Genomic DNA, 25,385 nt, shown 5'->3' with positions numbered 1-25,385 from the left:
CTGATCCCGCGTGGGGCTACTCTTGATTCAGGAGGTGGCCCCATGCGTCGATTATTGCTTGCCCTATCCCTGAGTGCCGGACTGGCATCCGTAGCTTTTGCTCAGAATGCCGAGATCGAGGCCAATATTTCGGCCCAGATACAGGCGTTCAAGGCGGATGACTTTGCCACCGCGTTCACCTTTGCCAGCCCCAATATCCAGCGCTTGTTTGGTGACCCGGATAATTTCGGGGTCATGGTGCGACGCGGTTATCCGATGGTCTGGCGGCCAGCGGATGTGCGGTTTCTGGAGCTGCGCGAGATTAGCGGAGCCCTTTGGCAGAAGGTCATGATCACCGATGGTGACGGACGGGTGCATTTGCTGGACTACCAGATGATCCAGCAAGAGGGCCGTTGGAAGATCAATGGTGTACAACTGCTGGGCAACTCCGACCCGTCGGCCTGAGGCAACACCACCGTCACGGTGGTAAGAGCAGCGATTAATCCCTTTTCGATACTCAGACCCATGCGCTTGGGCTCAGGGCCCGGGCGGTATCGGGTTTTGGCGCGCGAGCTTGGCGCGATTGGGAAAGGGATTTTACATGAACAAGGCAATCACCGACGGCATCGTGTTCATGCCGCCCGCCTATGCGGCTGGTCTTGGGGTCTGGTCCAGTGGCGACGGCACGCCGGGCTCTCCGACCTATGAAGGGTCGGGTACGGGCGTGTTCGTTCCAGCGGATGCGGATTTTGCGGGCTGTCTGGAGATTTACAAGACGGCAGAACCGCAGCGGCTGCGCTATATGGGGCAGACGCCCTTGTTGCCGGGCTGCTATCTGCAGATCAAGGCGCGGGTGAAGGCGATCAGTGGGCCGCTGCCCGAGGTGCGGATCGCGGGCTGGGCCGGTGGTGCCGGAGATGCGCATGTGGACGGGTTGGTCGAGCAGGGCCCGGCGGTGCAACTGACCGGCTATGGCACCGTGCATGAGGTGACCGCCATCGTGGGCACGGGCCTGCGCCCCGGTGTCGATATGCCATGGGGCAATGCGGCGCTTTATGGCCATTTTGGTTTGGATATTGAAGGCACCAATGGTGCCGTGGTGCGGGTGGATGACATCGAGATCACCGATGTGACCTCGGTGTTCCTGCGCGACATGATCGGTTTGGTGGACGTGCGTGATTTCGGCGCGGTGGGCGACGGGGTTACGGATGACTCGGCGGCGTTTGAGGCAGCGGATCAGGCTGCGAACGGACGCAAGGTTTATGTGCCGCAAGGTGAGTTCCGGCTGGAAGAGAACACCAATATGGCGTCCGAGGTCTCGTTCGACGGTACGGTCACGATGCCGGTCGACAAGATGCTGCTGCTGACCAAGAATTTCGATCTGCCGACCTATATCACGGCCTTTGGTGACGAGATGCTGGCGTTTAAAAAGGCGTTTCAGGCGCTGTTAAATAGCTCGGACCATGAATCGCTGGATCTAGGCGGGCGTAAGATTGCAGTGACCGAGCCCATCGATATGGCGGCGGCGGTGCCGAACCGGACGGGCTATGCCACGCGTCGGGTGGTGCGCAACGGGCAGTTTGATGTCAAAAGCAGCTCGGCCTGGGATACCGAGACCTTCACCTCAATCGCGACCTACAGCCCGTCTGATCCCGATACGCTGACCAACGTGGCCAATGTGGCCAATATCCCGGTGGGGTCGCTGGTCACCGGCAGCGGCGTCGGGCGCGAGGTTTATGTGCAGTCGAAAAACGAAAGCACGGGTGAGATCACGCTGAGCGCGCCGACCTATGATGCGGCGGGCACGCAGACCTTCACCTTTACATCGTTCAAATATCTGCTGGATTTCAGCGGGTTCAGCGCGCTGCAGAAGTTCAACATGGAAGGGATCGAGTTCCAGTGTAACGGTCGATGCAGTGCGATCCGATTGTCTCCGGGCGGGAACACGTTTGTGCTGAAGGACTGTTTCATCAGTCGCCCGAAGGATCGCGGCATCACCTCAATCGGGCGCGGATGTCAGGGGATGCTGATCGATGGCTGTCAGTTTTTGTCGACCGAGGAAAGTCTGGATGTACCGGATCGAAGCTCGATCGCGCTGAACGCCAACGCCAATGACGTCAAGTTGCGCCACAACCGGGCCACGCGGTTCCATCATTTTGCAGTGCTGAGCGGCGACAACAATCTGGTGCTGGGCAACCACTTCTTCCAGGGCGATAACGTGGCCAACGGCGTGCGGAACGCCGGCTTGGTGATCATTGGTGGCTATAACAGTTCGTCCATCGCCGAGAACTATGTCGACAACTGCTTTATCGAGTGGACAAACGAGCACGACGCGAACCCGGATTATTTCACCAGCTTTTCGTTCAGCGCGCTGAGCATCACCGACAACATCTTTTACGCAAGCGATGTCGCGCCCTGGTTCAGCTATCTGGTGATCCGCCCCCATGGCACGGGGCATTTCCTGAACGGGCTGACCGTGACCGGCAACAAGTTTCGCGTCAACAACGTGCGGATCGACCGTGTGGATCGGGTGGATACCAGCTTTGCTGATCTTGACCCGGAACGGCACAAGAATGTGAGTTTTGAGAACAATACGTTCCACGGGATCGATACGCCCTGCGCGAACCCGTTGCGCGTGCAGCATACGCAAAGTTCTCCGTCCTCGGCCTGGACGGTCAGTTCGCAGAACCAGTTGCCGTTCGGGGGCAGGGCGCGCGGGTGCGACTCGGTTGTGACGCTGGGCAGCCTGAGAAGCGTCCTGAACGCCGTGCGCTATGTTGCACCGTATGTTGAGCTAAGGCAGGGTTCGAGCCAGAGCGACATTCGCCTGCGCTGGTCCGAAGGGTTGCGGGGGGCAGTGTCAACCATCCTGCGGATCGATACCTGATTGATGTGGCGGGCCGTCTGACTTTGGACGGCCCACTTTCAATAGCTGCGCCACAGGGCAAATTTAAGTCCGATATTGTCGTCGTTCGAGTTACGTTCGGCGCCGAGAATCCAGGTGAGGTTTCCTGTCTTCGGGCGGTACATCAGCGAGGGCCGCACCCGCCAGTACCATGGCCGGTCGGAAATATACGAGGTTTCGATCTGCAAAAGCGGATCAATCCGCCGTCCCGAGGACAGCCCCGCCGTGAAATCCAGCTTGTGGATCAGCGCTTCATGCGTGCGCTCTTCGAGCGCGGCGTCGATGTTGATCCATCCTCCGCCAATCCCGGTTTGAATGCCTTTGCCATATGAGAGCGTTGTCTTGTACATTGCCCAGGCGCCGTATTGACGGTGGTGTGCGCCAACGCCGAACTCGGCTGCCAGACGCCCAGCCGGCCCGAAATCGGCGACCGGCACGCGGGCAAAGACCAGCGCATGGCCATACAGATCCTGATGTTCCTCGGCATCAAGGCCGATGGTGAGTTTCGGCCTCAGCCCCCATTCGGCATAGAGTGAGGATTTGTACTTGTAGACGTCGTCCTCTTCCCTGAAAGCGGTCACCGAGATCGCGGTGAAGCTTGACCCCTTTTCGCGCAGCCAGGCCCCCGCCCGTGCCGGAGCACCCAAGGCCAAAAGCAACATACAGATGAGAACCAGACGCACCATGGCCGCAGCATCGGCAGACATGGTTAACGGATGGTTAGTATCCTGTTCATCTTTGAGAAAGTTTTTTTGAGCTGGAACAGAGCCCATGTGCAGGAAAAGCGTGGCGTTTCCAAAAGCTGTGCTAGGCTCGGGCCAGCTACAAAGGAGAAGCCATATGCCGCAGATTTCCAAAACCAACAGTTATCAGACCGTCATCACCACGTTCGAGATGACCCCCGGAACCTGCCAGGATCTTCTTGAGGCGCTGACGGATGCTTATGCCGCGTTTATCTCGAAACAGCCCGGCTTCATTTCGGCCGGATTACATGTGAATGATGCCCAGACCCGGATTGCCAATTATTCGCAATGGGAGCGGCGCGAGGATTTTCTGGCCATGCTGCGCACGCCGGAAATGCGCGAGCGCAATCGGCGGGTAAACGAATTGTGCAAGAGCTTTGAGCCCGTGATGTACGACGTCGCCGAGACATTCGGCGATACCTGATCTGAGTCAAGGCACAGCTACCGCGCGCAGAGCAGGATAGCTGCGCAACTATGGAGGCGCGAGCCATGTACCACAATATCCTTGTTCCCATTTCCTTTGATGCCGAACGGGACAGCTCGGCTTCGCTGAAGCTGGCGCAACTGCTTGCAACGCCTCAGGCAGAGGTCACGTTGCTGCATGTGGTCGAGCACATCCCAGACTATGCGATCTCTTACATGCCGGCCGAGTATCTTTCGGAAGCGCGCAAAGCGATCCAGTCCGAGCTTGATGCTTTGGCGGCTACCGTGCCGCACGCGCGGGGGGTGGTTATAGAGGGCCATTCCGGGCGCACAATTCTGGACTGGGCCGAAGTGAACAAACCCGATCTGATCATTATGGCGTCGCACCGTCCGGGTATGCAGGATCTGCTGTTGGGTTCAACCGCGACCCATGTGGTGCGCCACGCCAAATGCGCGGTTCACGTAGTGCGCTGATCGCGCATTTTTTTAGAGCGATCGGCGTCCGTGGCCATGGCTTTGCCACATAAGGGATGTATCACCTTCGGCATGATAACCGGGAAACCGACGGAACAGGGCGACCCAAGCCCACGCCTGACTAGGCGGCAGCGACGGGCAGATGCGTTGCGCAGGCAGGCGATCTCACCGGCGCGCATTCTGCTGATGGTGCTGGCGCTTCCGTTGACCACAGCGATGATTACCATAGGCGTTTATCTGCGGGTCAGCGACTATGAGCGCCACGAGGCCGTCGTCCATCTGGTGGCGCTTGCCGGGTGCGATGTTGTGCAACGGCTGGTTCCGGGCCCGTTTCTTGAAGGCCGACCTGGTTATCACAAACGCAATGACCCGGATGGCGACGGGGTAGCCTGCGGCTCGGCCAGCAGGCAACCGTTTCGTGACACAGTCGCGTCCGGGCAAACGCGCAGCGCCCCCCGGCAGGTTGAGGCACCCAGGCAACGAACCGTTGGAACCGCCAAGTTCCTGAAGCCCTGATTTGTACAAGCCCAATGTGCGGATACTGCAGGCGCGCGATCGAGTTTCGTTTTGTGCCATTAGATGTCTGGTCTGATCGGGTGGGATATCATGATGCAAGCTTGGGTGGCTGCGTCGCTACACTCAGGCTGACGACCTCGCCTGTCGGACGGAGGGCCGCGCCAGAATATTTCACGATCAAATCAGATTCAGAGAGTGCTGCGCTTCTTCTTCGATTTATTATGCGCTGGCCAGTTCTTCGTTTTGCACTTTGGAGGGCACCATCTGCTCAGGATATCCTGCTATCATCTTGGTTTCACTCAGAGTATCCCCTACCCACATTTGCGTGGAAAGGCCGTTGGTGCCCCCAATCTCCACCAAGTTGACAAGGTGGTCAAATTTGCGGATACAGCCGAAATATGAGTGGGCCGTTAGCTCAGCTGGATTAGAGCAGGGAACTTCTAATTCTCAGGTCGGGGGTTCGAGTCCTCCACGGCTCGCCAAAACTCCACTTTCAGGCACGAGCCTGTTGTATGGTTCAAGTCGTGGCTAGGCAGATCCGTTTTTTTATTGCTCAGACACCCAACCTTCTAGCACCTGAGTACAGAATTCTCTGCATTTCCTCAGTATGATGGGCTGGTATCGTCAAGTGAGTTTGCCAGCATTGCCGGTAGAATGGTCCCGATGGCATTGTGCGGTCTTTCTTCGCTGCGGTATCTATACCATTCCGCCATTTTTTGTAGGCGTCCGCCCGAGACAGGAGACAAAGCGCGTCCAGGCATTCCGCTCTGAAATTGGGGCTGAAGGCTTCGATGACGACGTTATTGGCCAGAGGGTGGATCATCTTGAACGCAAAGGGAACAAGTAATTGATGCCCCTCATTATGACCAACTGGCGGGTCATCAATCGTGAGATTTTGGCATAAGCGCCGAAAGCCGTTAACGTGGCCCTCAATGTGGTGTTAAGTGGCTGTCTTCCAAAAGGCAGAGGCGCGCAGGTGGCTTCTTCCTGACCGCGCCTACCACGTAGTAATCCCGGAGCTATTACTGGCCAGTTGTCTCTTTGCATGCCCCTTTACCCCACCCGGACTTGCTGCCTGAAGCGGAGAAATCGAATGTGCCCTTTTCAGGATGCACATTGTAATGCAGCGTATAATCGTCGCCGATATACAGGTATGTTAAAGTGTCTAGGCCCGGAAATACATCTACCTCTTTGTCGATGTCACCAATCGTTATATGGCCTTTTTGCTGACCATCATATTTGACGAGTCGCGCCGCCATTTCCGGATGCTCCGCATCAGGCGCGTCACATTCAAACACCCGTTCCTCGGCGAATGCTGTCACAGGCAAAAGAGTAAGAAGAAGAGCTGCCTTTTTCATTGAATCCCAATCTGTATTCGAATTGTTGCACTGCGGCGGTTATTGGCGATTCTGGGCGGAATTTTGTCCAAACTCGGGTCGTTCTGCGTTCTCGCCGTTCACCCGTTGGCGCGCCGCTCCCGTCAGGACGTCACCCGTATTTTTGCAGGATAGTTTGAGCAAATTGCAGCCGAGATCTTAGGTATGTGGTGTCCAGAACGAGAGCTCTGAGACAAGGGGCTCGCCGCTCAATCGGCAATCGTACAACCATGCCGACGTCAATTTCATTGCTGCCAGCATAGCTGATCCAGCCGCTTGTTTTAAAATATTTTTCGGCGCCGAAGCGGGGTCGCGACGGCCCTGCTTTCGACTGTTTCGGCGTAGGTCAGTTGAAAGCGGTCGCCCTCGAACAGCTCCATGTTGCGTGAGACGGCCTGATTGAAGGCGCCGACGGATTTTTCGTAGAACTGCGCCAGATCCTCGGTCAGCACCCCGCGGGTGCCACGCACCCGGTGAATCGCGCTTTGGACCTCATGCGTGGGGAGTGCGCTGGGGTTGCAACCCTGAAGTGTCGGTGTCCAAACACGGTTTAGGCGCCAGGTTGAAAATACGCCGAAATCCCAAGTATCAATGCGAGATTCAGCGCTGCCGTGCTAATTTGCGGGGGGTGAGGCCGTTCCGGTCGCGCCCCATGGCAATTTCGCCAGACGAGGGAGGAAAGTGATGTTTGCACGTATTACACAATACAAAATGAAACCCGGCACGCGTGAGGCGGCGACGGCGAAACTGAATTCTTTGAAATCCGAAATCATGGGTATGCCCGGCATACACAGCTTCACAAACGTGATGAACGAAGACGGCTCGGGCTATGTGATCTCGGTTGTCGAGAGCGAAGCGACCTCGAACGCAAATGCGCCCAAAGTGGCCGAGCTATGGGGCCATTTCGCCGAGTTCATGGAAGGCCCGCCGACGCCGGTTGGGTATGATGTGATTGCCCATTGGGATAAGGGGTAAGTTAGCGGGCGGGGATTTCCCCGCCCTCATTTAGACGCGATGTGTAGGATGGGGTTTTACCCCATCATTCGTTTGGGTGATGCGGCGCGATGGGTTGGAAACCCATCCTACGGTTGCTAGGTTTGGGATTGAATAGCCGAAGATTTTTTTAGAGTAAGTTCATTGAGTTGCTTTATATACATTGATGAAAGCGGCGAGTCAGGAATTGCTAAAGTTCGTGATGGGAAGCAAGGTGGATCTTCCCCATACTTTGTACTCGCTGCCGCTGTCATGCCCAGAGCAGTTGCAATAAACGCACAGCGCGTGTTGGATTCGGTGAATTCCGACTTGGGAAAGAAATGGCGGCACGCAACAGACCTTTCGCACAGCCAAACAGTCTATTGGTCGAGAAGAAGCGTCGAAGTCAATTTACGATACTTTGCGGTGATTTCTAACAAAGCAACGTTAGGTGCGTATTCAGATCGAATAAAGAAGGACCCGCAAAAGTTTTACAACAAGTGTGCCGTCTACTTATTGGAGAGGGTTGGAAAATATCTTCTTAATCGCGGTTTTGCCAGTGAACCGCCAACAGTGATTTTTGAAACAAGAAACCACGACTACGACGCAATGCGACGTTACATTGGCAAGATAAAAGATACCCCAATGCACTCAGACGCTAAGTATCTCCGAGTGTTTAACCCATTTGCAATAACAACCAGATCGAAAGAGGAAGAACCTCTATTGAGGTATGCTGACTTGGCGTCCTACGCCGTTTATCAATGTGCAAACAAAACACCCAAGAATTTTAGTATTCCTGAGCCAAGATATTTTGTTGAGCTCAGCAAGAGGTTTGGTGCTGATGAAGTGGGACGGATTTTAGGGAACGGGGTAAAGACAATACACTCTCTTGAACAACTTAGCCTCGACCCTGACATCGAGAGTATATTCCGTTCTATCAAAGCAGCGCCGATGCACCGGTAAGACCTACCTCTTCCTCCGCTTCACATTCCCACCCCGCTGCCCTGGCCTGCCAGCCGTTGACCGTCCGCGCGATTTCAACGCGTCTTCCGAGGCTTTCTCGACCGCCCATTGGCGCGCCATGGGGTCGTCGGCGATGGCCAGATCGACCGCTTCCAGGCGTTTGATCTCATCCCGGATGTTGGCAGCCTCTTCGAATTCCAGGTTCTCAGCGGCTTTGCGCATCTGGTCGCGCAGGCCGTCCAGATGGGCTTCCAAATTCGCGCCGTGCATCGGTTTGTCGATCGTGGCGGTGACGCGGTTCATGTCGACGTCACCTTCGTAGAGACCGGCCAGAACGTCCTCGACATTCTTTTTTACCGTCTCGGGGGTGATGCCGTGTTCTTCGTTATAGGCAATCTGTCGTGCGCGACGGCGGTTGGTTTCGTTCAGCGCTCGCTCCATCGAACCGGTGATCTTGTCGGCATACATGATCACACGGCCGTCGGCGTTCCGCGCAGCGCGGCCGATGGTCTGGATCAGCGAGGTTTCCGAGCGCAGGAAGCCCTCTTTGTCGGCGTCCAGAATGGCGACCAGCCCGCATTCGGGGATGTCGAGCCCTTCGCGCAACAGGTTGATGCCGACCAGCACGTCGAAGGCACCCAAACGCAGGTCACGCAGGATTTCGATGCGTTCCAGCGTGTCGATATCCGAGTGCATGTAGCGGACCTTTATTCCCTGTTCGTGCAGGTATTCGGTCAGGTCCTCGGCCATGCGTTTGGTCAGCGTGGTGACCAGCGTGCGGAAGCCATTGGCGGCGACCTTGCGCACCTCATCCAGCAGATCGTCCACTTGCATCGAGACGGGGCGTATTTCGACCTCGGGGTCCAAGAGGCCGGTCGGGCGGATCACCTGTTCGGTGAAGACGCCGCCGGTCTGTTCGATCTCCCACTTCGCTGGCGTTGCCGAGACAAAGACGGATTGCGGGCGCATGGCGTCCCATTCCTCGAACTTGAGGGGGCGGTTATCCATACAGGACGGCAGGCGGAACCCGTGCTCGGCCAGCGTGAACTTGCGCCGATAGTCGCCTCGATACATGCCGCCGATCTGTGGCACGCTGACATGGGATTCATCCGCGAAGACAATCGCGTTGTCAGGAATGAATTCGAACAGGGTTGGGGGTGGTTCACCCGGCGCGCGGCCTGTCAGATAGCGTGAGTAGTTCTCGATCCCGTTGCAGACGCCGGTAGCCTCGAGCATTTCCAGATCGAAGTTGGTGCGCTGTTCTAGTCTTTGAGCTTCCAGCAGCTTGCCCTCGCCTACCAGTTGGTCCAGCCGGATACGCAGTTCCTTTTTGATCCCGATAATCGCTTGGTTCATCGTCGGCTTCGGCGTGACGTAGTGCGAATTCGCATAGACCCGCACCTGCTCCATCGTCGCCGCGCGCTCGCCGGTCAGGGGGTCAAACTCGGTGATCTGTTCCAACTCTTCGCCGAAGAACGAGAATTTCCAGGCGCGGTCCTCAAGGTGGGCCGGCCAGATTTCCAATGAATCGCCCCGCACCCGAAACGAGCCACGCTGAAACGCCTGATCATTGCGGCGGTATTGCTGGGCGACCAGATCGGCCATCACCTGCCTCTGGTCGTATTCGTTGCCGACCTTCAAGTCCTGCGTCATTGCCCCGTAGGTCTCAACCGATCCGATACCATAGATGCAGGACACCGAGGCAACGATGATCACGTCATCGCGTTCCAGCAGCGCCCGCGTGGCCGAGTGGCGCATCCGGTCGATCTGTTCGTTGATCTGGGATTCTTTCTCGATATAGGTATCCGACCGCGCGACATAGGCCTCGGGCTGGTAGTAATCATAGTAGGACACGAAATATTCGACCGAGTTTTCGGGAAAGAAGCCCTTGAACTCGCCATAAAGCTGCGCCGCCAACGTCTTGTTGGGCGCAAGGATGATCGCCGGGCGCTGAGTTTCTTCAATTACCTTTGCCATGGTGAAGGTTTTGCCCGTCCCGGTTGCCCCCAGAAGAACCTGATCGCGTTCACCGTCGTTCACGCCACCCGCTAGCTCCTGAATCGCCGTGGGCTGGTCACCCGCCGGGGCGAACTCAGTGTTCATGACAAACTGCTTGCCGCCTTCGAGTTTCAGACGCGCGCGGACGTCCTCGGCAGTCAGCTGGCTCTTGTCGGAATGGGCGTATGGCATGGGCGGGCTCCGGGGTCAGGCCCCTACATTTGTTCTTATTTTGTCCAACTGCAAGGGCTGATCGGGTCTGGAAACATCAGATTCAATAGCAGGCGGGTTGCGCATCCGGAATGTGATCCAAATTCACCTTGTCCGCCAGCGCCGGCAGGTTGCCGTCGAGAACCTTAGACATCCTAAACTTGAGTAAGGTCTGTCCGATCAGTCAGCCCGAGGGCCGATATCCACTTGGTGTTCGTGGTGAATCATCTTGCCGTCCTTTTCATATATCGCGTGTGGTTAGCTGGCATTAATGTCAGATTCTGTCATTAGGAAATCGATGAAATGCGCGACAATTGTCATCTTGTCCCGGGCCTCACTCTGACGCATAAACAAGCCCAGCCAAGTGAGTACGGAGAGGCGACATGCGCGCACGGATTTACCAGCCTTCGCGAAATGCGATGACCTCGGGGATGGCCAAGACCCGCAAGTGGGTTTTGGAATACGCCCCTGCTTCGGCACGCGAAGTTGATCCTCTGATGGGCTGGACCTCGTCCAATGACACTCAGACTCAGGTGCGTCTGAAATTCGATACCAAGGAAGAGGCGCTGGACTATGCCAAGGACAACGGCATAGACGCGCAAGTAAGCGAGCCGCATAAACGCAAACCTAACCTGCGCGCGCGCGGCTATGGCGAGAACTTCGCCACAGACAGACGCGCCCCCTGGACGCACTGATCAAGTATCGTCGAATGATAGAGATTCGCGAAGCTGATCCCGGAGCAGAGAATCTGCGGCCGATCATTCAGGCGCATCTTTCGCATAGCTGGGGCGCGACACCTCAGACGTCAAACCATACGCTCGACGTCGAGTCGCTGCGTGAACCCGGTATTCGATTCTGGGCAATCTACGAGATCGATGAGCCATTGGGGTGTGGCGCGTTGAAAGCGCTACCGGACGGCACAGCCGAGGTGAAGTCGGTACATGTAGTGGCTGCAGCGCGTGGACGTGGTCTGGCGCGGATAATAATGAACCACTTGGCAGACCTCGCGCGGGCCGAGGGCATCTCCGCACTGGTGCTCGAAACCGGCGCCGCCCATCTCCCGGAATATGACGCCGCGCGCAAATTGTATGAAGTGTTGGGATATTGCTATTGCGGGCCAATCTACGGCTATGATGCCGACCCCCACAGCGCCTTTATGCGTCTGGACCTTCTATCGTGCACATAGGTCCCGAGTTTCTAATCCTTGGACGCTCTCTCTTTTGCCAACAATGTCTTGGTAGTCAGTCGGTACAGCGACCTTTAGGGCGTATCCATTACGTCTAAGGAACAATCCTCTGGGTAGTCCAACGGGGTTTTGAGGTTTCGATTCCCGTACATTCATCCTCAAATAATCTCCAAGTTCTCGTTACAAGACCCTGAGTAATCCATTGAAAATGAAGGGAATGGTGGGTGATGAGAGACTCGAACTCCCGACATCTTCGGTGTAAACGAAGCGCTCTACCAACTGAGCTAATCACCCGTGAGGGCTCATGTAGCCAAGCGCGTGCGTGGGCGCAAGAGGGTGTGGCACAATTTCTTTTGCAAAATTGTGCCGGGTGCCAAATCAGGGTTTCATGTCTTTGAGAACGGCGAGCAACTGAGCGACCTCATGTTCCGTGTTGTAGTGGCACAGCGAGATGCGGATGCAATCGCTTAGCCCCAGAGGATCAAGGACGTTGCCGCTGTAGTGGTCCGCCTTGCGGGTATGGGTGCGGATGCCTTGCTGGTTCAGCCGAGTCACCACGTCAGCTGATGGGATGTCGTGCACAGTGATCGAGACCAGCCCCTCGCGCGCAGGGTTGTCGGCTCCGGCCAGAATGCTGATGTGGTCCATATCGCGCAGGCCGGGCAGGTTGCCAGTGCCGTTGATCATGGCGTTGGTCAGGTGGGTTTCGTAAGCGTGGATGGCGCGACCTGCAGCACGAATGCGGTCCCCTCGGTCGGCTTCGTCGGATACCCGGCCACCCAGCCAATCGAAATAGGTGATCACGTCGGACATGGTGGCGTAAGAGCCTGTATCGCGCGTGCCGAATTCCCAGCCATTGGCCGGAGCGTCGATCAATTGGTCATGGGGCAGGGCGGTCATCCGGTCCGAAATCCAGGCGATGCCGTAACCATGGCGCGAGAACACTTTGTAGGGTGAGATCGCATATCCATCGACGCCGTAGCTGTCGATATCCATTTGCCCGTGGGCGGCGTGCTGGATGCCGTCGACGATGATGAAGCAATCGGGCGCGACCGCTCGGATGGCACGCGAGATGGCGGCTACGTCCATGCCCATGCCGGTCACGGGTGAGGCGTGCAGGATTGTCGCGACCGCGACATCCGGCGTCATGAGCGCGGCATAGTCGTCGGCGGCCACAAGGCCGGTCGCGTCGTCATGGGGGACGTTGACATAGTCCAGACCGGCGATCCCTGCCCAACGGCGCGCGGCGCTGCGGCTGGCCGGATGCTCGATGGAACTGCCTATGAGCTTTCCACCTTTCGGCGCGTTCACGCTGGCGGTGCGGATCATGCGGAACAGCAATTCGGTCCCGCTTTCGCCGACAAAAAACTGACCTTTTGAGGCGTTCATGAACACGGACAAATCGGCCTTGGCCCGGTTAATGATGTCGACCAGAGCATGGCTGGCCACATTGTCGCGCCCCTGATTGTCCGGGATGGCAGCAAACTTCGCCGAGGTTTCGACCACCGAATTCAGCGTCAGCGCGCCGCCTGCGTTTTCGAAAAAGATACGCGGGCCTTGAAATGGACAGGCGTCGACATGGGCGAAGCGTGAGCGGATTTCGTCTATAAGACCGGGGGTCTGGTGCAGCATATTTGGCAGGTCCTGTCTTTGGTTGGCTTACAACAGCCTGAAAGCGGGCCGGGATCAATCCCAATTGCGACGGCTGCAGGTGTCGGAGTTGAGACGCATTTGGGGCCGCATTGGCAAAGGGCCTTGCCTGCCCCGTGTCGCCTCCGATATGCCCAGAGGGATTGCAACCCTCTGAACCGGAGGCACAAGATGACCGGCGCGTGTCGCTGTCTGATCGCGGCTTTGGCCTTTTGCGCGCTGTTTGCGGCCCCGCTTCGGGCCGAAAGTGTGTTGGTATTTGCGGCGGCCAGTCTCAAGACTGCACTGGATGCGATCGCTCCGGGATTTGAGGCTGAGACCGGACACGAGGTGACCGTCTCTTATGCTGCATCCTCAGTGCTCGCGCGGCAGATTCAGGCGGGGGCTCCGGCAGAGCTGTTCATCTCGGCCAATGAGAACTGGATGGATGTGCTTCAAACCGAGGGCTTGGTTGAAAGCGCCTCGCGTGTGGACCTGTTGGGCAACGGGCTGGTCCTGATTGGCGCTCCGGGGAGCGACCGCGCAGAGATCGAGGCTGGGTTCGATCTGACCACGCGGCTGGGTGGCGGATATCTTGCGATGGCTCTGGTCGATGCCGTGCCCGCAGGGGTTTACGGCAAGGCTGCACTGCAGGGTTTGGGTTTGTGGAATGATGTTCAGGGGCAAGTTGCCCAGACGGACAATGTGCGCGCCGCTCTGGCGCTGGTGGCGGCGGGTGCGGCACCTTTGGGGATCGTCTACCGCTCGGACGCTCGGGCTGAGGATCGGGTCGGAGTTGTCGGAACAATCCCGGCTGAATTTCACCCGCCGATCATCTATCCGGCTGCGCTGACCTTATCGGCAACGCCGGGGGCGCAGGCGTTTCTGACATATCTGCAGAGCGACACGGCGCAGGCAGAATTTCTGAGGCAGGGATTCTCCCTGCCAGAAGGGTAACGCGATGGGCTGGCTGGGACCGGCAGAGATGGAGGCGTTGCGCCTGTCGCTGCGTGTTTCTTTTTGGGCGACGCTGATCACCTTGCCGCTTGGGGTTTTCGTGGCCTATGCGCTGGCGCGCTGGCGCTTTCCCGGGCGGCAGGTGCTGAACGGGCTGGTGCATTTGCCGCTGATCCTGCCACCGGTGGTGACCGGTTATCTGTTGCTGCTGACTTTTGGTATTCAAGGTCCGCTGGGCAAACCCCTGTCCGAGCTTGGTATCGTCTTTGCATTCCGCTGGACCGGGGCTGCGCTGGCCGCCGGGATCATGGCGTTCCCGCTGATGGTGCGCGCGATCCGTCTGTCGATCGAGGCGGTCGACCCCAAGCTGGAGCAGGCCGGGGCCACGTTGGGGGCCTCGCGCCTGTTGGTATTTGGCACCGTAACGCTGCCGATGATCCTGCCCGGAGTGATCGCCGGCGCGATCCTGGCCTTTGCCAAAGCGATGGGAGAGTTCGGGGCCACGATCACCTTTGTCTCGAACATTCCCGGCCAGACGCAAACGCTGCCATCTGCCGTTTATGCATTCCTGCAGGTTCCGGGGGGTGAGGCTGCGGCGACGCGGCTGGTTATCATCTCGATCGTCATCGCGATGAGCGCATTGTTCCTGTCGGAATATGTCGGTCGCCGCGTGGCCAGACGGGTGGCCGGATCATGAGCCTGTCTGTCCAGCTGCAACACCAATTGCCGGGGATGGCCCTGAATCTGGATTTCGACGCGCCCTCGGGCGTGACGGTTCTGTTTGGCCGGTCGGGCTCGGGCAAGACGACGGTGGTGAACGCCGTGGCCGGGCTGCTGCGGCCCACCGCCGGGCGTGTGGTGGTCGATGATTGGGTTTTGTTCGATACGGACCAGGGTATCTGGCTGCCGCCACACAGGAGGCGCTTGGGCTATATTTTTCAGGAAGGCCGCCTGTTCCCGCATCTGACCGTGCGCCAAAATCTGAACTATGGCCGCTGGTTCGCCCCGCGCGGTGCGCAACGCGAAAGCCCGGACCGGGTGATCGAGATGTTGGGCATCGGCCATCTGCTGGGCCGTCGCCCCGCCATGCTGTCCGGTGGCGAGAAGCAACGGGTCGCCATTGGCCGTGCCCTGCTGGCCTGCCCGCGCCTGATCCTTGCGGATGAACCCCTTGCGGCACTGGACGATGCACGCAAGGCGGAAATCCTGCCCTATTTTGAAAGGTTGCGGGATGAGGTCTCGGTCCCGATCCTGTATGTGACCCATTCGGCAGCCGAGGTTGCCCGTTTGGCAACGTCCGTTGTGGCGCTGCAGGACGGCCGGGTCGTGCGCCATGGTCCCGCGTCCGACGTGCTGGCAGACCCGTCGGTTGCCCCTGCGGGCGTGCGTGCGGTTGGCGCGGTGCTGCAGGTCCGCGTTGCGGCGCATCATGATGACGGGTTGTCCGAACTGAACGCAGGCGGTGCGCAGCTGTTTCTGCCACGCATTCCCCACAGGATCGGAGAGGAACTGCGCATTCGCATTCCGGCGCAGGAGGTGATCCTGTCCAACAAACCGCCCGAGGGGCTGTCGGCGCTGAACGTACTGTCCGGCGAGGTCGACGCGATCCGCGCAGGCGAAGGCCCGGGAGCCATAGTATCGGTCAGAACCCCTGCGGGCATCGTTCTGGCGCGCGTCACGCGGCGTTCGGTCGCCGCGTTGGAACTGCAACAGGGCAGTACATGCTATACGGTGATCAAGACCGTCGCTCTCGCGCCTCAGGATGTCGGCGGGCGGGTTCGCGCGCCGTAGGGCCGTCCCCCGGTACAGCGATTCCGGGTTTTGATGGTGCGATCACGTTGCACTTTGGTCAGCGCAGGTATTTCCCCAATGGTCCGAGTGCCCTAGGTTTGACATGGTAGTATGATCCAATTTCGAGAACGGGATGTGGCAATGCGTTTTGGTTTGATTTTGAGTGCGGTGATCTTGCTGGCGACGTCGGCGTGGGCTCAGGGCGTTGGTCTTGGCTACAAGCTGAGGCCGCAATTCAGAACCCAGATTACACCGTTGAAGGATGGAACCTTCGAGGTGAAACCCATCGGCGGGTCCTCTGCCGCCGTTACCTACTGGTGCGGGATCGGGGACTATGCAATCCGCACGCTGGGTGTTTCAAACTCTCAGCGCATTTATGTCTCGAAAGCCTATGAGAAGGGTATTCGGACGGTCCAGTTTTCGCTTACCCCGCCGCCCGGTGCGGACACCAAATCGGGGTATTCACTCACGGTCAACAAGGTGGGTGAGAACCTGTCTGCAGCCTCGGCGCAAAATTACTGTTACGACAATTTCATCGGTATGAATTTCTAGCCGTCAAACCCATTTGGCCAGAGGCGGAAGGCTCATCAGCACAGCATCGGGATCGTGCCCGGTTTCCAGCCCGAACTTTGTGCCCCGGTCATAGACCAGATTATATTCGGCATAGAGCCCGCGATGAACAAGCTGCGTGTTCTTGTCGGTCGCGTCAAAACTCTGCACCCGCCGCTTTTTCACCAGGGGCAGGAAAGCGGGCAGGAAGGCGCGGCCTATGTCCTGGGTCAGGGCGAAATCCGCCTGCCAGTCACCGGTGCAATAGTCATCCATGAAGATGCCACCGACACCGCGCGCGCGCTTACGATGAGGGATGTAGAAATACTCATCTGCCCATTCCTTGAGGCGAGGGTAATGGCCTATGCCGTGCGGATCTAAGTGGGCTTTTTGAGTTGTATGGAAATGAGTGGTGTCCTCGTCATACTCGATGCAGGGGTTCAAATCCGATCCGCCGCCGAACCACCAGGCGTGCGGGGTCCAGAACATCCGCGTGTTCATGTGAACGGCGGGGACGTGCGGATTCTGCATATGCGCGACAAGGCTGATACCCGACGCCCAGAAGCGCGGGTCATCCTTCATCCCCGGAATGCCCTTGCGCGCGGCCATCGCGTTCTGCGCACGTTCACCGAGCGTACCGTAGACGGTCGAGACATTGACGCCCACTTTCTCGAACACACGCCCGCCGCGCATCACCGACATCAAGCCGCCGCCAGCGTCCGAACCATCTTCGGATTGGCGGGTGGTGTGTTTTACCTCGAAACGGCCGGGTTCGGCCTCGGAAAAGGGGCCGGTGGTATGGCTGTCTTCCAGAGCTTCGAAAGCGCCGACGATTTTGTCCCGCAACTGGCGGAACCACGCGGATGCGGTGGTTTTTTCGGTATCAAACATTTTGTCTAGTGGGCTGGGGCTGCGACAGGGTCCAGCAAAGTGCGGCCGCCGTCGATGGTCAGAATCTGCCCGGTCATGAAACCTGCAGCATCTGACGCAAGGAACTGGGCGGTTTCGGACAGTTCGTTCGGAGCCGCAATCCGGGCAAGTGGGGTGTGCTTTTCAATATCGTCGCGGAAGTCGCGGTTTTCCCTGAGGGTGGATTGCAGCGAGGCGCTCATCACCGAGCCAAGCGCGATTGAATTCACCCGGATGCGGTTGGGCGCGAGGGCAACGGCCAATGAGCGGGTCATCTGATCCAGCGCGGCAGTCGATACTGAGTAGGCCATCAGATCGGGATGGGTCCGTCGTGCCGCGATCGAGGACAGGTTGATGATCGAGCCTGCGGGGTTTTCATCATCGCCATCGGCCTGTTTGATGAACCGCTTCGCGACCAGTTGGCTGAGTCTGAGCGCAGGCATCAGGTTCTGGTTCAGCAGTATCCGCATCGAGTCATCGTCGCTGTCCAGCGGGTCCGATGAAATCACCTGTCGGGCACCATTGACCAGGATATCAACCTGATCGAACGCATCCAGCGTGGCCGAGAGCAGGTTGGCGATGGTCAGTTTTTCACGCAGATCGCCCGCGAAATAGCGGATGTTGCTGTCATCAGCCTGTTCGCCAAGTTCTTCGGTCAGGCGCTTTTCGTCCATGTCCGCGAACATGACATTGGCACCCGCATCCGCGAAGTGACGCCCGATGGCGAGCCCGATACCATTGGCGCCACCGGTGACGATTGCGGTTTTTCCCGCGATGGAAAAGGACATGCGAATCCTCCTGAGTTCTGGCGCAGGTTAGCGACCCTTAGGCCCGAGGGCGAGAGGCGTGGAAAACCTTGAATCTGTTGTCTCCGGCCACTTCCGCTACGTGAACGAATGCCGCGCTGAGTGTGGCCTCATAGGGCAGGTGGCGATTGGCGACCATCCATAGGTCGCCGCTGCGTTTGAGATTGCGGGCGGCGCTGGCGATAAAGCCCTGACCCAGCGTTGGGTCCGCGCTGCGTGACGTGTGAAAGGGCGGGTTCATGACAACTGCATCCAGCGGCTCGGGCGCGGCCCAGCTCGTGGCGTCGGCCCAGTGAAACCGTGCACGGGGGTCGTCAACATTGGCCCGCGCGCAGGTCAGCGCGGTATGATCCGCCTCGACAAGATGCAGGCTGCGCAACGCCTCATTCCTGCAAAGACCGGCCGAGAGATATCCCCAGCCCGCGCCCAGATCGGCCACATGCCCACCCGGTTTCCGCGGCAGCGATTTCAGCAACAGGGCCGAGGCCGGGTCGATCCCATCGGCGGAGAATACACCCGGAGCGGTCCGGTAACCTTCGACCATCTGCACGTCGGGCGCGGCCCAGTCTGCAAAGACGGCTGCATCGGATTGAAACCAGAAGATCTTACCGTGCGCTTTTGAGATTGGCCCCTCAACCGCCACTCGCTTGCGGATGTCTTTCAGCAGGCTGTCGACGCCATCGGTTTTGGCCCCGTCTACCACGACAATTCCGCTGGCGCGGGTGCAGGCCCGAAAGACCAATGCCCGGGCCAGCGCCTTGGCGCGGGGCAGAAAGACGATGACATCCTGGCAGGGGGCGTCGACTTCCGGTGTTACGGTAAAGCCTAGCGTGGCAAAGTGGTCGTGGAATGGTTTGAAAGGCTGCACCACCTCTGAACCGCGCGGCAGGAGTGACAGGTCCTGATCTGGTGTGGGTGCAAGCACAGACAGCGGTTGCGAAAGGTTCAGCCCGCTGTTCAGGGCAAGATCGAGGCGAGGAGACATGGGCAATTCCGCAGTCCGGTCAGGCGCAGTAGGGGTGTGGAGAGGTCACTCTTCACGTTCCATTGTGCATTGCAGCGGGTGCTGGTGCCGACGGGCGAAATCCATGACCTGGCCCACTTTGGTCTCGGCGATCTCGTGGCTGAAAACACCAACGACCGCGACACCTTTCTTGTGCACGGTCAACATGATCTCAAACGCCTGTGCGTGTGTCATACCGAAGAATCGTTCAAGAACGTGCACCACGAATTCCATCGGGGTGTAGTCGTCATTCAACAACAGCACTTTGTACAGCGGCGGGCGCTTGGTTTTCGGACGTGTCTGGACAAGGATCGACGTCTCGTCGTCCTCGTCCGGTTTGTCAGACATCATCCATTGATCTTCGAGCATTGCTTGAGAGAATCCGATTCAGGCTTCGGTTTGTTTCACGGCTTATATAACGTCACCGTGGTCAGAGAAAAGAGCAACCAGACGGAATTGCAATGAACGACAAGCTGACCACAATCGCGTTCGATGCCGACGATACCCTTTGGCATAACGAGCGTTTCTTCAAGCTGACGCAGGAGTATTTTGCCGAGCTGCTGGCCGATCATGCCGAACGCGATCACCTGATGGACCGGCTGCTGGAGGCTGAAAAGCGGAATATCCGACACTATGGATACGGAATCAAAGGCTTTACCTTGTCGATGATCGAAACTGCGATTCAGGTGACCGACGACCGTGTTCCAGCCCGCGTCATCCGACAGCTTATTGAAGCGGGGCAAGAGATGCTGGCCCATCCGATCGAGCTTCTTCCTCATGCGCGTGAGGCTATCGAAGCAGTATCCGGGACACATAAGGTTTTGCTGATCACCAAGGGCGATCTGATCGATCAGGAGCGCAAGCTGGCGCAGTCTGGCTTGGGTGAGCTGTTTGATGGCGTTGAGATCGTGTCCGAGAAAACGGCGACAACCTATGCGACGATTTTCGCACAGTATGGGGATGGCCCGGACGCTTCGATGATGGTCGGGAATTCGATGCGGTCGGATGTCGTGGCACCCATTGAGGCGGGGTGCTGGGGTGTGCATGTTCCCCATGGGCTGGTGTGGGAGATCGAGCAGGCGGAGACTCCGATAGCCAGCCCGCGGTTCCACGAGTTGCGCGATCTGGGAGGTCTCGCGATGCTGGTGGCCCGGATTTCCTGACCTGTTGCCGTTTCACATCAGTTGCGGAAAATTCGAAGGCGCGGCCTGCCTGAATTTCGGCTCAATTGCCGTTCTGGTATCCGGGCTGGCGAAATCCACCATATATAGGGCAATCTCGGGCGTCGATGCGATCCGCGACCACGCAGCTTTCAGTTTCTTTAAGTCCGTCTCTGTGTTAGCCTTGAGGATATCACAATAAGAATTGCTGATCGGGAAAACCCGGCGGCGCGAGGCAGACAGAGGCAAAGACCGTGCAGATTCGGCGGACAGTTCCGGCCCGAATGGGCCTATTCCTTATAGCATTCCTGTGGCTGCTTTCTTTTGCGCCACTACAGGGCCAAGCGGCCCCTTACGCCGCAATGGTGATAGACGCGCGTACCGGAGAGGTGCTGCATTCCCGCAACGCCGATACCCGGTTGCACCCCGCATCGCTGACCAAGATGATGACGCTCTACATCGCGTTCGAGGCGGTACGGAATGGTGAAATCACGCTGGACACGCCCGTCCGCATCACCAAGAAAGCCGCGTCCGAGCCGCCTTCGAAACTGGGCCTGCGCACCGGTCAGACGATCGCGTTCCGCTATCTGATCCGGGCAGCGGCGGTGAAGTCGGCCAATGATGCGGCAACGGCTATCGGCATCGCGATCAGCGGGTCCGAGGCCGCTTTTGCCCGCCGCATGACCCGTACCGCCAAGGCGATGGGGATGAGCCGGACAACCTTCAAGAACGCCCATGGCCTGACGGAAGCGGGGCATTTGTCGACCGCGCGCGACATGACCACGCTGGGGCGGCATCTGCTTTATGATTATCCCCAGTATTACAACCTGTTCTCGCGCCAATCGACTCATGCCGGGATCAAGACCGTTCCGAACACAAACCGCCGCTTGCTGGCCGCGTATAAAGGAGCGGATGGTATCAAGACAGGCTATACCCGCGCGGCAGGGTTCAATCTGGTCGCCTCGGCCAAGCGCAAGGATGAGCGCATCATCGCCACCGTTTTTGGCGGGAAATCCGGTGCGTCGCGCAATGCCCGCGTCGCTGAACTGCTGGATATGGGCTTTCGCCGTGCCCCCTCACGCGCGCCGATTCGCAAACCGGCCCGCCCGGCCTATGCCGGAAACGCGGGTCTGGGCACAGTACAGGTAGCCCAGGCAGGGCCGCCGAAGAAGAGCCTGCGCCCGGTTCTGCGTCCGGTTGCGGGCACATCTGTTCAGTTGGCCGGTTCCGTGGCCGAGGCTGCCGAGAAGAACGGTGCCCGGATTCAGAATGGTATCGCCGCTGCCATCGCTGCGGCCGATATTGCGCCCTCAGACGGCACGACTCGTCCCGAAGCGCGACCCGAAGACGTTGTGCTGGCTTCGGCTGAACCTATCAAACAGCCCGAGCCGGAACAGGAGGTTGTTACCCGCCTGTCGACATCCGGTGGCCATCTTTGGGGCGTCAACGTGGGCCGCTACACCACCCGATATGAGGCGGAGAAGGTTCTGCTGAAAACCGCCCTGTCGGAAATGACCACTCTGGAAGGCACGTTGCGCAAAGTAAACCAGAGCGCGCGGGGCTTCGACGCGACATTTCAGGGCATGACCCGCGAACAGGCCGATCTGGCCTGCCGCAGGTTGCAGGCGCGAAACGTTACTTGTTTCATGATCGGGCCGTCATAAGACCCGACATATTCTCTCCTGGATGGGTCTGGGCTGCGATCTGATCGCAGCCTTTTTTTTGAGAATATGGTGGTCGAAAACATGCCCGTGTTCGTATTGCTCGTCCTGTCCGGCAGCGGCGGTCAGGGCGGCGACACTATCTTTGGTTAAGAAGACATCATACCTATCAGGTCGAATGACATTGGGGCATCTCTTTGCGAGATGGTGCTTGAATTTGCGCCAATCAGAACATGCGCTTGCCGCCATGCCGGGTGCTGGAGCCCTTGTGGGCAACCGCTTGGACCTGGGGCGCAAACCTTACTGTGATGTGACTAGCGGATGAATTTTGTGACCTTGACCCCGCCATCGATCAGATTCTGACGAACGGAACGGGCGATCTGAACTGCCGTCGGGCCGTCGCCATGCAGGCAGATCGTGTCGATTGACGTCTCAAGCCGTTTGCCGGATTCGGTGATGATCGCGCCTTCGCGGACCATGCTGAGGATACGCGGGCCTGCAAGCTCGGGGTCGTGAATCACGGCGCCCGGAAACGACCGGTCCACCAGCGTGCCATCGTCATTGTAAGCCCGGTCAGCGAAAATCTCACCGACCCATTTGCATCCCAGTTCGCGCACGGCGTCTTCCTGTCTGGTCACTGCTAAAACCATGATGATGATATCCGGGTCCACATCCAGTGCGCCCTGATAGCAGGCTCGCGCCATGTCGATATCGACTGAGCACATATTGGCCAGCGCACCGTGCAGCTTCAGATGCCGTACTTTGGTACCTACGGCTTTGGCCATGCCTATAGCAGCGCCCAACTGGTAGCGAACCAAGTTTCGCAGAGACGCATGGGGCACTTTCATGTTGCGGCGACCAAAGCCCTGCAGATCGGGGAATCCGGGATGCGCGCCGATGCCCACGCCGTTCTCGGCGGCCAATGCCATCGTTCTGGCCATTACATCCGGGTCGCCCGCGTGAAAGCCACAGGCGATATTGGCCGAGGTGATGATCTTAAGCAGGGCGTCATCATCACCCATGTTCCAGGGACCAAAGCTTTCGCCCATATCGGCATTCAGATCGACGTGGGGCATCGGCAAAACTCCTTAATCAGTGGCCGAGATCATTCCGCTGATCAATTGGTAGGACAGCAGGTCAGGAATGTCATGCGGATCGCGAACCAAAGGTTCAACGTGACCGGGCAAGCGCGCGAGGTCAGCGGCATAGGCGGACTGCAACGCGACGGCCTGTTCCAGTGTCACGAATTGGAACCGGACCTGCGCGCCCGCAGGGGTTTGCGCAGCACGAGGCATGTCGCAGGGCAGAACCGTTGCGATGCGAGGATATCCGCCGGTCGTCTGGCATTCGGGTAGCAGAATAAATGGGTTCCCGGAGCCGGTCATCTGGATGTCGCCGGGTGTAATGACCTCGGACAGAATGTTCAATTGACCCTTGGCCGCGAAACCCTCGCCCTCGCTGTCCAGTTGCATCCCCATCCGGTTGGCCCGCGCACCACGTCGGAAATCGGTTTGGGTAAACCGTGCAAGTGTTTCATCGTCAAACAGTGAGGTTTGAAAGCTGGCCACCACGCGCAGCACACCTCCGGAAAACCGATCGTCCGTGCGCAGCTTCATTCCGGTTCGGCCGGTTCCGGTCGCAGGCAGCAGATCACCTGCCTGGACAGCCTGACCAATTCTGGCGGTCAGATGTGTCGAACGTGATCCCAGAAACACCTCGGCATCGATGCCGCCGCCCAGATGCAGATATCCATAGCTGCCCTGAAGGACGGAACCAATTACCAGCCGTTGCCCGGGCTCCAGCAGATGCGAGGCATCCCAGGCAATCGGACTGCCATCAACGCTGGCCTGCATCGGTGCGCCGGTCAGGGCAAAAGCCGTTGGTGCGGTCGCTTCGAACTCACCCCCCATCCCCGCCATTTCCAGCGCAGCGCATGTGGGGCTTTGGCCCAGTAACGCCGCCCCTTCATACAATGCCAGCGCGTCGGCGGCACCCGATCGGGACAGCCCCTGATCCAGATATCCCGTGCGCCCCTGATCCTGAATGGTGCAGGCAGGCCCGATACGGTGTACGGCCAGGGTCATGAAGGAATCTCCGTACAGGTTGCCCCGCCACTGCCATCTGTGCAGGTTGCACGGATATCTTCCAGATCATCGCGCGAGATCGGAACGAACTGCATTTCGTCGCCGGGATTAAGGGCAAAGCTCTGCGTCATCTCGGGCCGGAAACACCGAAACGCGGTTTGCCCCACATGCCGCCAGCCTGTTGGCGTGGGCCCTGAAAATAACACGAACTGTGAAATCGCCAGTACAAGGGCACCTTCCGGAACTATTGGCGTTAGTTCTTTCAGGCGCGGAATGTTAAATTCGGGTCCAAGCGGACCGAGGTATGGCTGCCCCGGAGCAAATCCGATTGTCAGCACCCGGACGCGAGACTGACCAAGCCTTTCGATTGCTTCGTCTGTCGACAGCCCCGCCGCTGCAGCCGCCTCATCCAGCTGCGGTGCGAGATCGGTGCCGTAAACGGTCGGCACCTGTATTAATCGACGGCCGGAGGGCAAAGGGGCGTCATACCAATTCCGCTGATCCAGCACCTGCTGAACCTGACCTTTGATGCGTGAATGCGGAAGTTGCCGGGGGTCAAAGCGGATATAGGTCGATGCCAGCGAGGCCGAGGTCTCAATAACACCGTCCAGGTCCAGGTGTTCCACCGCACTTCGAAGCGCCAGTGCAGCCCGGTTGGAAGATTCTGTCATGGTATCGGCAAAAGTTACAAGCAGGCCGTCAAAACCAACGGAACGCATCAGGGGGAATTTGATAACTTGTTTCATGAGCGGTCTGCAGGATCGTCGGCTGGTCTATACCGCGACCTGACCGCATCCGGATGAAATGCGCAAGGCCCTGATGATTTTGGCGGTTAAAGCACGACTTTTGCGGAGAAAGTGAATCATGCCATCGCCAACGAGTCGGATGAGTCTTGTAGTCGGGTGTGGCGCATTCACTATATATAGGGCTCGTGTGGAGACGCATCGAAGCCCGAATAAGAGTTTCTAGGCCGGGCACAGTCAAAATTGATGAGTAACGATCACGATGAAGATGTATAACTAATTGAAAATAATCGCTTTATTATGAAAAATCAAAAAAATCCCGTTAGAAGTGTTTTTTCTGCTTGCGGT

The 25,385-nt window shown here is 58.3% G+C and carries 27 protein-coding genes and 2 tRNA genes; 16 read left to right on the top strand and 13 right to left on the bottom strand.

Annotated elements, in window-relative coordinates; genetic code table 11:
• Positions 1 to 42: 42 nt before the first annotated feature.
• Positions 43 to 444 (top strand): DUF4864 domain-containing protein, encoded by a 402-nt coding sequence (locus tag RA27_RS21090; RefSeq protein ID WP_039543627.1) that lies wholly within the window; start codon positions 43 to 45, stop codon positions 442 to 444.
• Positions 445 to 580: 136 nt separating this feature from the next.
• Positions 581 to 2,866: a glycosyl hydrolase family 28-related protein gene (locus tag RA27_RS21085; RefSeq protein WP_039543625.1), complete on the top strand. Its 2,286-nt coding sequence runs from the start codon at positions 581 to 583 to the stop codon at positions 2,864 to 2,866.
• Positions 2,867 to 2,904: 38 nt separating this feature from the next.
• Here RA27_RS21085 and RA27_RS21080 read toward each other — a convergent pair whose 3' ends face one another.
• Entirely contained in the window at positions 2,905 to 3,591 is a 687-nt protein-coding gene (locus tag RA27_RS21080; RefSeq protein WP_241484124.1) for a hypothetical protein, read from the bottom strand.
• 133 nt (positions 3,592 to 3,724) lie between these two features.
• Here RA27_RS21080 and RA27_RS21075 point away from each other — a divergent pair, with 133 nt between their 5' ends.
• From RA27_RS21075 to RA27_RS21060, 4 genes are all read left to right on the top strand, one after another.
• On the top strand, positions 3,725 to 4,051 hold the full coding sequence (locus tag RA27_RS21075; RefSeq protein ID WP_039543622.1) for an antibiotic biosynthesis monooxygenase family protein: 327 nt from the start codon (positions 3,725 to 3,727) through the stop codon (positions 4,049 to 4,051).
• Between the two features lie 65 nt (positions 4,052 to 4,116).
• Positions 4,117 to 4,524, top strand: a complete 408-nt coding sequence (locus tag RA27_RS21070) for a universal stress protein (RefSeq protein WP_039543805.1) — start codon at positions 4,117 to 4,119, stop codon at positions 4,522 to 4,524.
• A gap of 36 nt (positions 4,525 to 4,560) precedes the next feature.
• A complete protein-coding gene (locus tag RA27_RS21065) occupies positions 4,561 to 5,040 on the top strand; it encodes an excalibur calcium-binding domain-containing protein (RefSeq protein WP_241484123.1) in 480 nt (159 codons plus the stop codon).
• A gap of 404 nt (positions 5,041 to 5,444) precedes the next feature.
• Positions 5,445 to 5,522 (top strand) — tRNA-Arg (locus RA27_RS21060).
• Between the two features lie 540 nt (positions 5,523 to 6,062).
• On the opposite strand, the gene RA27_RS21055 is transcribed toward RA27_RS21060, so the two are convergent.
• The gene (locus RA27_RS21055; RefSeq protein WP_039543617.1) at positions 6,063 to 6,398 is read right to left on the bottom strand and encodes a hypothetical protein; all 336 of its coding nucleotides are present in this window, start codon (positions 6,396 to 6,398) and stop codon (positions 6,063 to 6,065) included.
• A 299-nt stretch (positions 6,399 to 6,697) separates the two neighbouring features.
• Complete coding sequence (locus RA27_RS24775; protein WP_039543616.1) at positions 6,698 to 6,886, bottom strand: ORF6N domain-containing protein; 189 nt, start codon at positions 6,884 to 6,886, stop codon at positions 6,698 to 6,700.
• Between the two features lie 214 nt (positions 6,887 to 7,100).
• Here RA27_RS24775 and RA27_RS21045 point away from each other — a divergent pair, with 214 nt between their 5' ends.
• Together RA27_RS21045 and RA27_RS23855 are read left to right on the top strand one after the other, a co-directional pair.
• Positions 7,101 to 7,391 carry a hypothetical protein gene (locus RA27_RS21045; RefSeq protein ID WP_039543614.1) on the top strand — a complete coding sequence of 97 codons (291 nt, stop codon included), beginning with the start codon at positions 7,101 to 7,103 and terminating at the stop codon, positions 7,389 to 7,391.
• Positions 7,392 to 7,553: 162 nt separating this feature from the next.
• Positions 7,554 to 8,351: a DUF3800 domain-containing protein gene (locus RA27_RS23855; protein WP_193746560.1), complete on the top strand. Its 798-nt coding sequence runs from the start codon at positions 7,554 to 7,556 to the stop codon at positions 8,349 to 8,351.
• 3 nt (positions 8,352 to 8,354) lie between these two features.
• Here RA27_RS23855 and uvrB read toward each other — a convergent pair whose 3' ends face one another.
• Positions 8,355 to 10,541 carry an excinuclease ABC subunit UvrB gene (uvrB, locus tag RA27_RS21035; RefSeq protein WP_039543607.1) on the bottom strand — a complete coding sequence of 729 codons (2,187 nt, stop codon included), beginning with the start codon at positions 10,539 to 10,541 and terminating at the stop codon, positions 8,355 to 8,357.
• Between the two features lie 401 nt (positions 10,542 to 10,942).
• On the opposite strand from uvrB, the gene RA27_RS21030 reads away from it, so the two are divergent.
• Positions 10,943 to 11,254, top strand: coding sequence for an ETC complex I subunit (locus tag RA27_RS21030; RefSeq protein WP_010442452.1), 312 nt, complete (start codon positions 10,943 to 10,945; stop codon positions 11,252 to 11,254).
• 14 nt (positions 11,255 to 11,268) lie between these two features.
• Positions 11,269 to 11,745: a GNAT family N-acetyltransferase gene (locus tag RA27_RS21025; RefSeq protein WP_039543605.1), complete on the top strand. Its 477-nt coding sequence runs from the start codon at positions 11,269 to 11,271 to the stop codon at positions 11,743 to 11,745.
• Positions 11,746 to 11,963: 218 nt separating this feature from the next.
• Here the strand turns inward: RA27_RS21025 and RA27_RS21020 are convergent.
• Positions 11,964 to 12,039, bottom strand: a tRNA-Val gene (locus tag RA27_RS21020).
• Positions 12,040 to 12,123: 84 nt separating this feature from the next.
• Positions 12,124 to 13,377, bottom strand: coding sequence for an aminotransferase class V-fold PLP-dependent enzyme (locus RA27_RS21015; protein ID WP_039543602.1), 1,254 nt, complete (start codon positions 13,375 to 13,377; stop codon positions 12,124 to 12,126).
• Between the two features lie 189 nt (positions 13,378 to 13,566).
• Here RA27_RS21015 and modA point away from each other — a divergent pair, with 189 nt between their 5' ends.
• From modA to RA27_RS20995, 4 genes are all read left to right on the top strand, one after another.
• Positions 13,567 to 14,331, top strand: a complete 765-nt coding sequence (modA, locus tag RA27_RS21010) for a molybdate ABC transporter substrate-binding protein (RefSeq protein ID WP_039543599.1) — start codon at positions 13,567 to 13,569, stop codon at positions 14,329 to 14,331.
• Between the two features lie 4 nt (positions 14,332 to 14,335).
• Entirely contained in the window at positions 14,336 to 15,028 is a 693-nt protein-coding gene (modB, locus tag RA27_RS21005) for a molybdate ABC transporter permease subunit (protein WP_039543597.1), read from the top strand.
• The gene (modC, locus tag RA27_RS21000; RefSeq protein ID WP_039543595.1) at positions 15,025 to 16,122 is read left to right on the top strand and encodes a molybdenum ABC transporter ATP-binding protein; all 1,098 of its coding nucleotides are present in this window, start codon (positions 15,025 to 15,027) and stop codon (positions 16,120 to 16,122) included. Before modB ends, modC begins: the two co-directional genes overlap by 4 nt.
• Positions 16,123 to 16,263: 141 nt before the next feature.
• Positions 16,264 to 16,674, top strand: coding sequence for a hypothetical protein (locus tag RA27_RS20995; RefSeq protein ID WP_039543804.1), 411 nt, complete (start codon positions 16,264 to 16,266; stop codon positions 16,672 to 16,674).
• Between the two features lie 3 nt (positions 16,675 to 16,677).
• Here the strand turns inward: RA27_RS20995 and hemF are convergent, their stop codons facing one another.
• The 4 genes from hemF to clpS are packed head-to-tail and all read right to left on the bottom strand — an operon-like array spanning position 16,678 to position 19,758.
• On the bottom strand, positions 16,678 to 17,562 hold the full coding sequence (hemF, locus tag RA27_RS20990) for an oxygen-dependent coproporphyrinogen oxidase (protein ID WP_039543593.1): 885 nt from the start codon (positions 17,560 to 17,562) through the stop codon (positions 16,678 to 16,680).
• Positions 17,563 to 17,567: 5 nt separating this feature from the next.
• Positions 17,568 to 18,368 (bottom strand): SDR family oxidoreductase, encoded by an 801-nt coding sequence (locus tag RA27_RS20985; RefSeq protein WP_039543589.1) that lies wholly within the window; start codon positions 18,366 to 18,368, stop codon positions 17,568 to 17,570.
• 37 nt (positions 18,369 to 18,405) lie between these two features.
• The gene (locus RA27_RS20980) at positions 18,406 to 19,371 is read right to left on the bottom strand and encodes a class I SAM-dependent methyltransferase (protein ID WP_039543586.1); all 966 of its coding nucleotides are present in this window, start codon (positions 19,369 to 19,371) and stop codon (positions 18,406 to 18,408) included.
• 45 nt (positions 19,372 to 19,416) lie between these two features.
• Complete coding sequence (clpS, locus tag RA27_RS20975; RefSeq protein ID WP_039543584.1) at positions 19,417 to 19,758, bottom strand: ATP-dependent Clp protease adapter ClpS; 342 nt, start codon at positions 19,756 to 19,758, stop codon at positions 19,417 to 19,419.
• Positions 19,759 to 19,850: 92 nt separating this feature from the next.
• Here clpS and RA27_RS20970 point away from each other — a divergent pair, with 92 nt between their 5' ends.
• Both RA27_RS20970 and RA27_RS20960 read left to right on the top strand, forming a co-directional pair.
• The gene (locus RA27_RS20970; RefSeq protein ID WP_039543582.1) at positions 19,851 to 20,552 is read left to right on the top strand and encodes an HAD family hydrolase; all 702 of its coding nucleotides are present in this window, start codon (positions 19,851 to 19,853) and stop codon (positions 20,550 to 20,552) included.
• A gap of 281 nt (positions 20,553 to 20,833) precedes the next feature.
• A complete protein-coding gene (locus tag RA27_RS20960) occupies positions 20,834 to 22,213 on the top strand; it encodes a D-alanyl-D-alanine carboxypeptidase family protein (protein ID WP_039543577.1) in 1,380 nt (459 codons plus the stop codon).
• Positions 22,214 to 22,524: 311 nt separating this feature from the next.
• Here RA27_RS20960 and RA27_RS20955 read toward each other — a convergent pair whose 3' ends face one another.
• Genes RA27_RS20955 through RA27_RS20945 form a run of 3 tightly spaced genes read right to left on the bottom strand, consistent with a single transcriptional unit; the run spans position 22,525 to position 25,040 of the window.
• Positions 22,525 to 23,286 carry a 5-oxoprolinase subunit PxpA gene (locus RA27_RS20955; RefSeq protein WP_039543574.1) on the bottom strand — a complete coding sequence of 254 codons (762 nt, stop codon included), beginning with the start codon at positions 23,284 to 23,286 and terminating at the stop codon, positions 22,525 to 22,527.
• A 12-nt stretch (positions 23,287 to 23,298) separates the two neighbouring features.
• The gene (locus tag RA27_RS20950; RefSeq protein ID WP_039543572.1) at positions 23,299 to 24,294 is read right to left on the bottom strand and encodes a biotin-dependent carboxyltransferase family protein; all 996 of its coding nucleotides are present in this window, start codon (positions 24,292 to 24,294) and stop codon (positions 23,299 to 23,301) included.
• Entirely contained in the window at positions 24,291 to 25,040 is a 750-nt protein-coding gene (locus tag RA27_RS20945; RefSeq protein WP_039543569.1) for a carboxyltransferase domain-containing protein, read from the bottom strand. Before RA27_RS20945 ends, RA27_RS20950 begins: the two co-directional genes overlap by 4 nt.
• Positions 25,041 to 25,385 lie beyond the last annotated feature (345 nt).

Origin of the sequence: Ruegeria sp. ANG-R (assembly GCF_000813985.1) — a bacterium.
GTDB lineage: Bacteria > Pseudomonadota > Alphaproteobacteria > Rhodobacterales > Rhodobacteraceae > Ruegeria.
This window is presented reverse-complemented; position numbering and strand designations above follow the sequence as displayed.

Bases quoted from the DNA above. Each gene is read 5' to 3' on its own strand.
- RA27_RS21090 (WP_039543627.1), top strand. From the start codon at position 43: ATGCGTCGATTATTGCTTGCCCTATCCCTGAGTGCCGGACTGGCATCC.
- RA27_RS21085 (WP_039543625.1), top strand. From the start codon at position 581: ATGAACAAGGCAATCACCGACGGCATCGTGTTCATGCCGCCCGCCTAT.
- RA27_RS21080 (WP_241484124.1), bottom strand. From the start codon at position 3,591: ATGTCTGCCGATGCTGCGGCCATGGTGCGTCTGGTTCTCATCTGTATG.
- RA27_RS21075 (WP_039543622.1), top strand. From the start codon at position 3,725: ATGCCGCAGATTTCCAAAACCAACAGTTATCAGACCGTCATCACCACG.
- RA27_RS21070 (WP_039543805.1), top strand. From the start codon at position 4,117: ATGTACCACAATATCCTTGTTCCCATTTCCTTTGATGCCGAACGGGAC.
- RA27_RS21065 (WP_241484123.1), top strand. From the start codon at position 4,561: ATGGCTTTGCCACATAAGGGATGTATCACCTTCGGCATGATAACCGGG.
- RA27_RS21055 (WP_039543617.1), bottom strand. From the start codon at position 6,398: ATGAAAAAGGCAGCTCTTCTTCTTACTCTTTTGCCTGTGACAGCATTC.
- RA27_RS21045 (WP_039543614.1), top strand. From the start codon at position 7,101: ATGTTTGCACGTATTACACAATACAAAATGAAACCCGGCACGCGTGAG.
- uvrB (WP_039543607.1), bottom strand. From the start codon at position 10,541: ATGCCATACGCCCATTCCGACAAGAGCCAGCTGACTGCCGAGGACGTC.
- RA27_RS21030 (WP_010442452.1), top strand. From the start codon at position 10,943: ATGCGCGCACGGATTTACCAGCCTTCGCGAAATGCGATGACCTCGGGG.
- RA27_RS21025 (WP_039543605.1), top strand. From the start codon at position 11,269: ATGATAGAGATTCGCGAAGCTGATCCCGGAGCAGAGAATCTGCGGCCG.
- RA27_RS21015 (WP_039543602.1), bottom strand. From the start codon at position 13,377: ATGCTGCACCAGACCCCCGGTCTTATAGACGAAATCCGCTCACGCTTC.
- modA (WP_039543599.1), top strand. From the start codon at position 13,567: ATGACCGGCGCGTGTCGCTGTCTGATCGCGGCTTTGGCCTTTTGCGCG.
- modB (WP_039543597.1), top strand. From the start codon at position 14,336: ATGGGCTGGCTGGGACCGGCAGAGATGGAGGCGTTGCGCCTGTCGCTG.
- modC (WP_039543595.1), top strand. From the start codon at position 15,025: ATGAGCCTGTCTGTCCAGCTGCAACACCAATTGCCGGGGATGGCCCTG.
- RA27_RS20995 (WP_039543804.1), top strand. From the start codon at position 16,264: ATGCGTTTTGGTTTGATTTTGAGTGCGGTGATCTTGCTGGCGACGTCG.
- hemF (WP_039543593.1), bottom strand. From the start codon at position 17,562: ATGTTTGATACCGAAAAAACCACCGCATCCGCGTGGTTCCGCCAGTTG.
- RA27_RS20985 (WP_039543589.1), bottom strand. From the start codon at position 18,368: ATGTCCTTTTCCATCGCGGGAAAAACCGCAATCGTCACCGGTGGCGCC.
- RA27_RS20980 (WP_039543586.1), bottom strand. From the start codon at position 19,371: ATGTCTCCTCGCCTCGATCTTGCCCTGAACAGCGGGCTGAACCTTTCG.
- clpS (WP_039543584.1), bottom strand. From the start codon at position 19,758: ATGCTCGAAGATCAATGGATGATGTCTGACAAACCGGACGAGGACGAC.
- RA27_RS20970 (WP_039543582.1), top strand. From the start codon at position 19,851: ATGAACGACAAGCTGACCACAATCGCGTTCGATGCCGACGATACCCTT.
- RA27_RS20960 (WP_039543577.1), top strand. From the start codon at position 20,834: ATGGGCCTATTCCTTATAGCATTCCTGTGGCTGCTTTCTTTTGCGCCA.
- RA27_RS20955 (WP_039543574.1), bottom strand. From the start codon at position 23,286: ATGCCCCACGTCGATCTGAATGCCGATATGGGCGAAAGCTTTGGTCCC.
- RA27_RS20950 (WP_039543572.1), bottom strand. From the start codon at position 24,294: ATGACCCTGGCCGTACACCGTATCGGGCCTGCCTGCACCATTCAGGAT.
- RA27_RS20945 (WP_039543569.1), bottom strand. From the start codon at position 25,040: ATGAAACAAGTTATCAAATTCCCCCTGATGCGTTCCGTTGGTTTTGAC.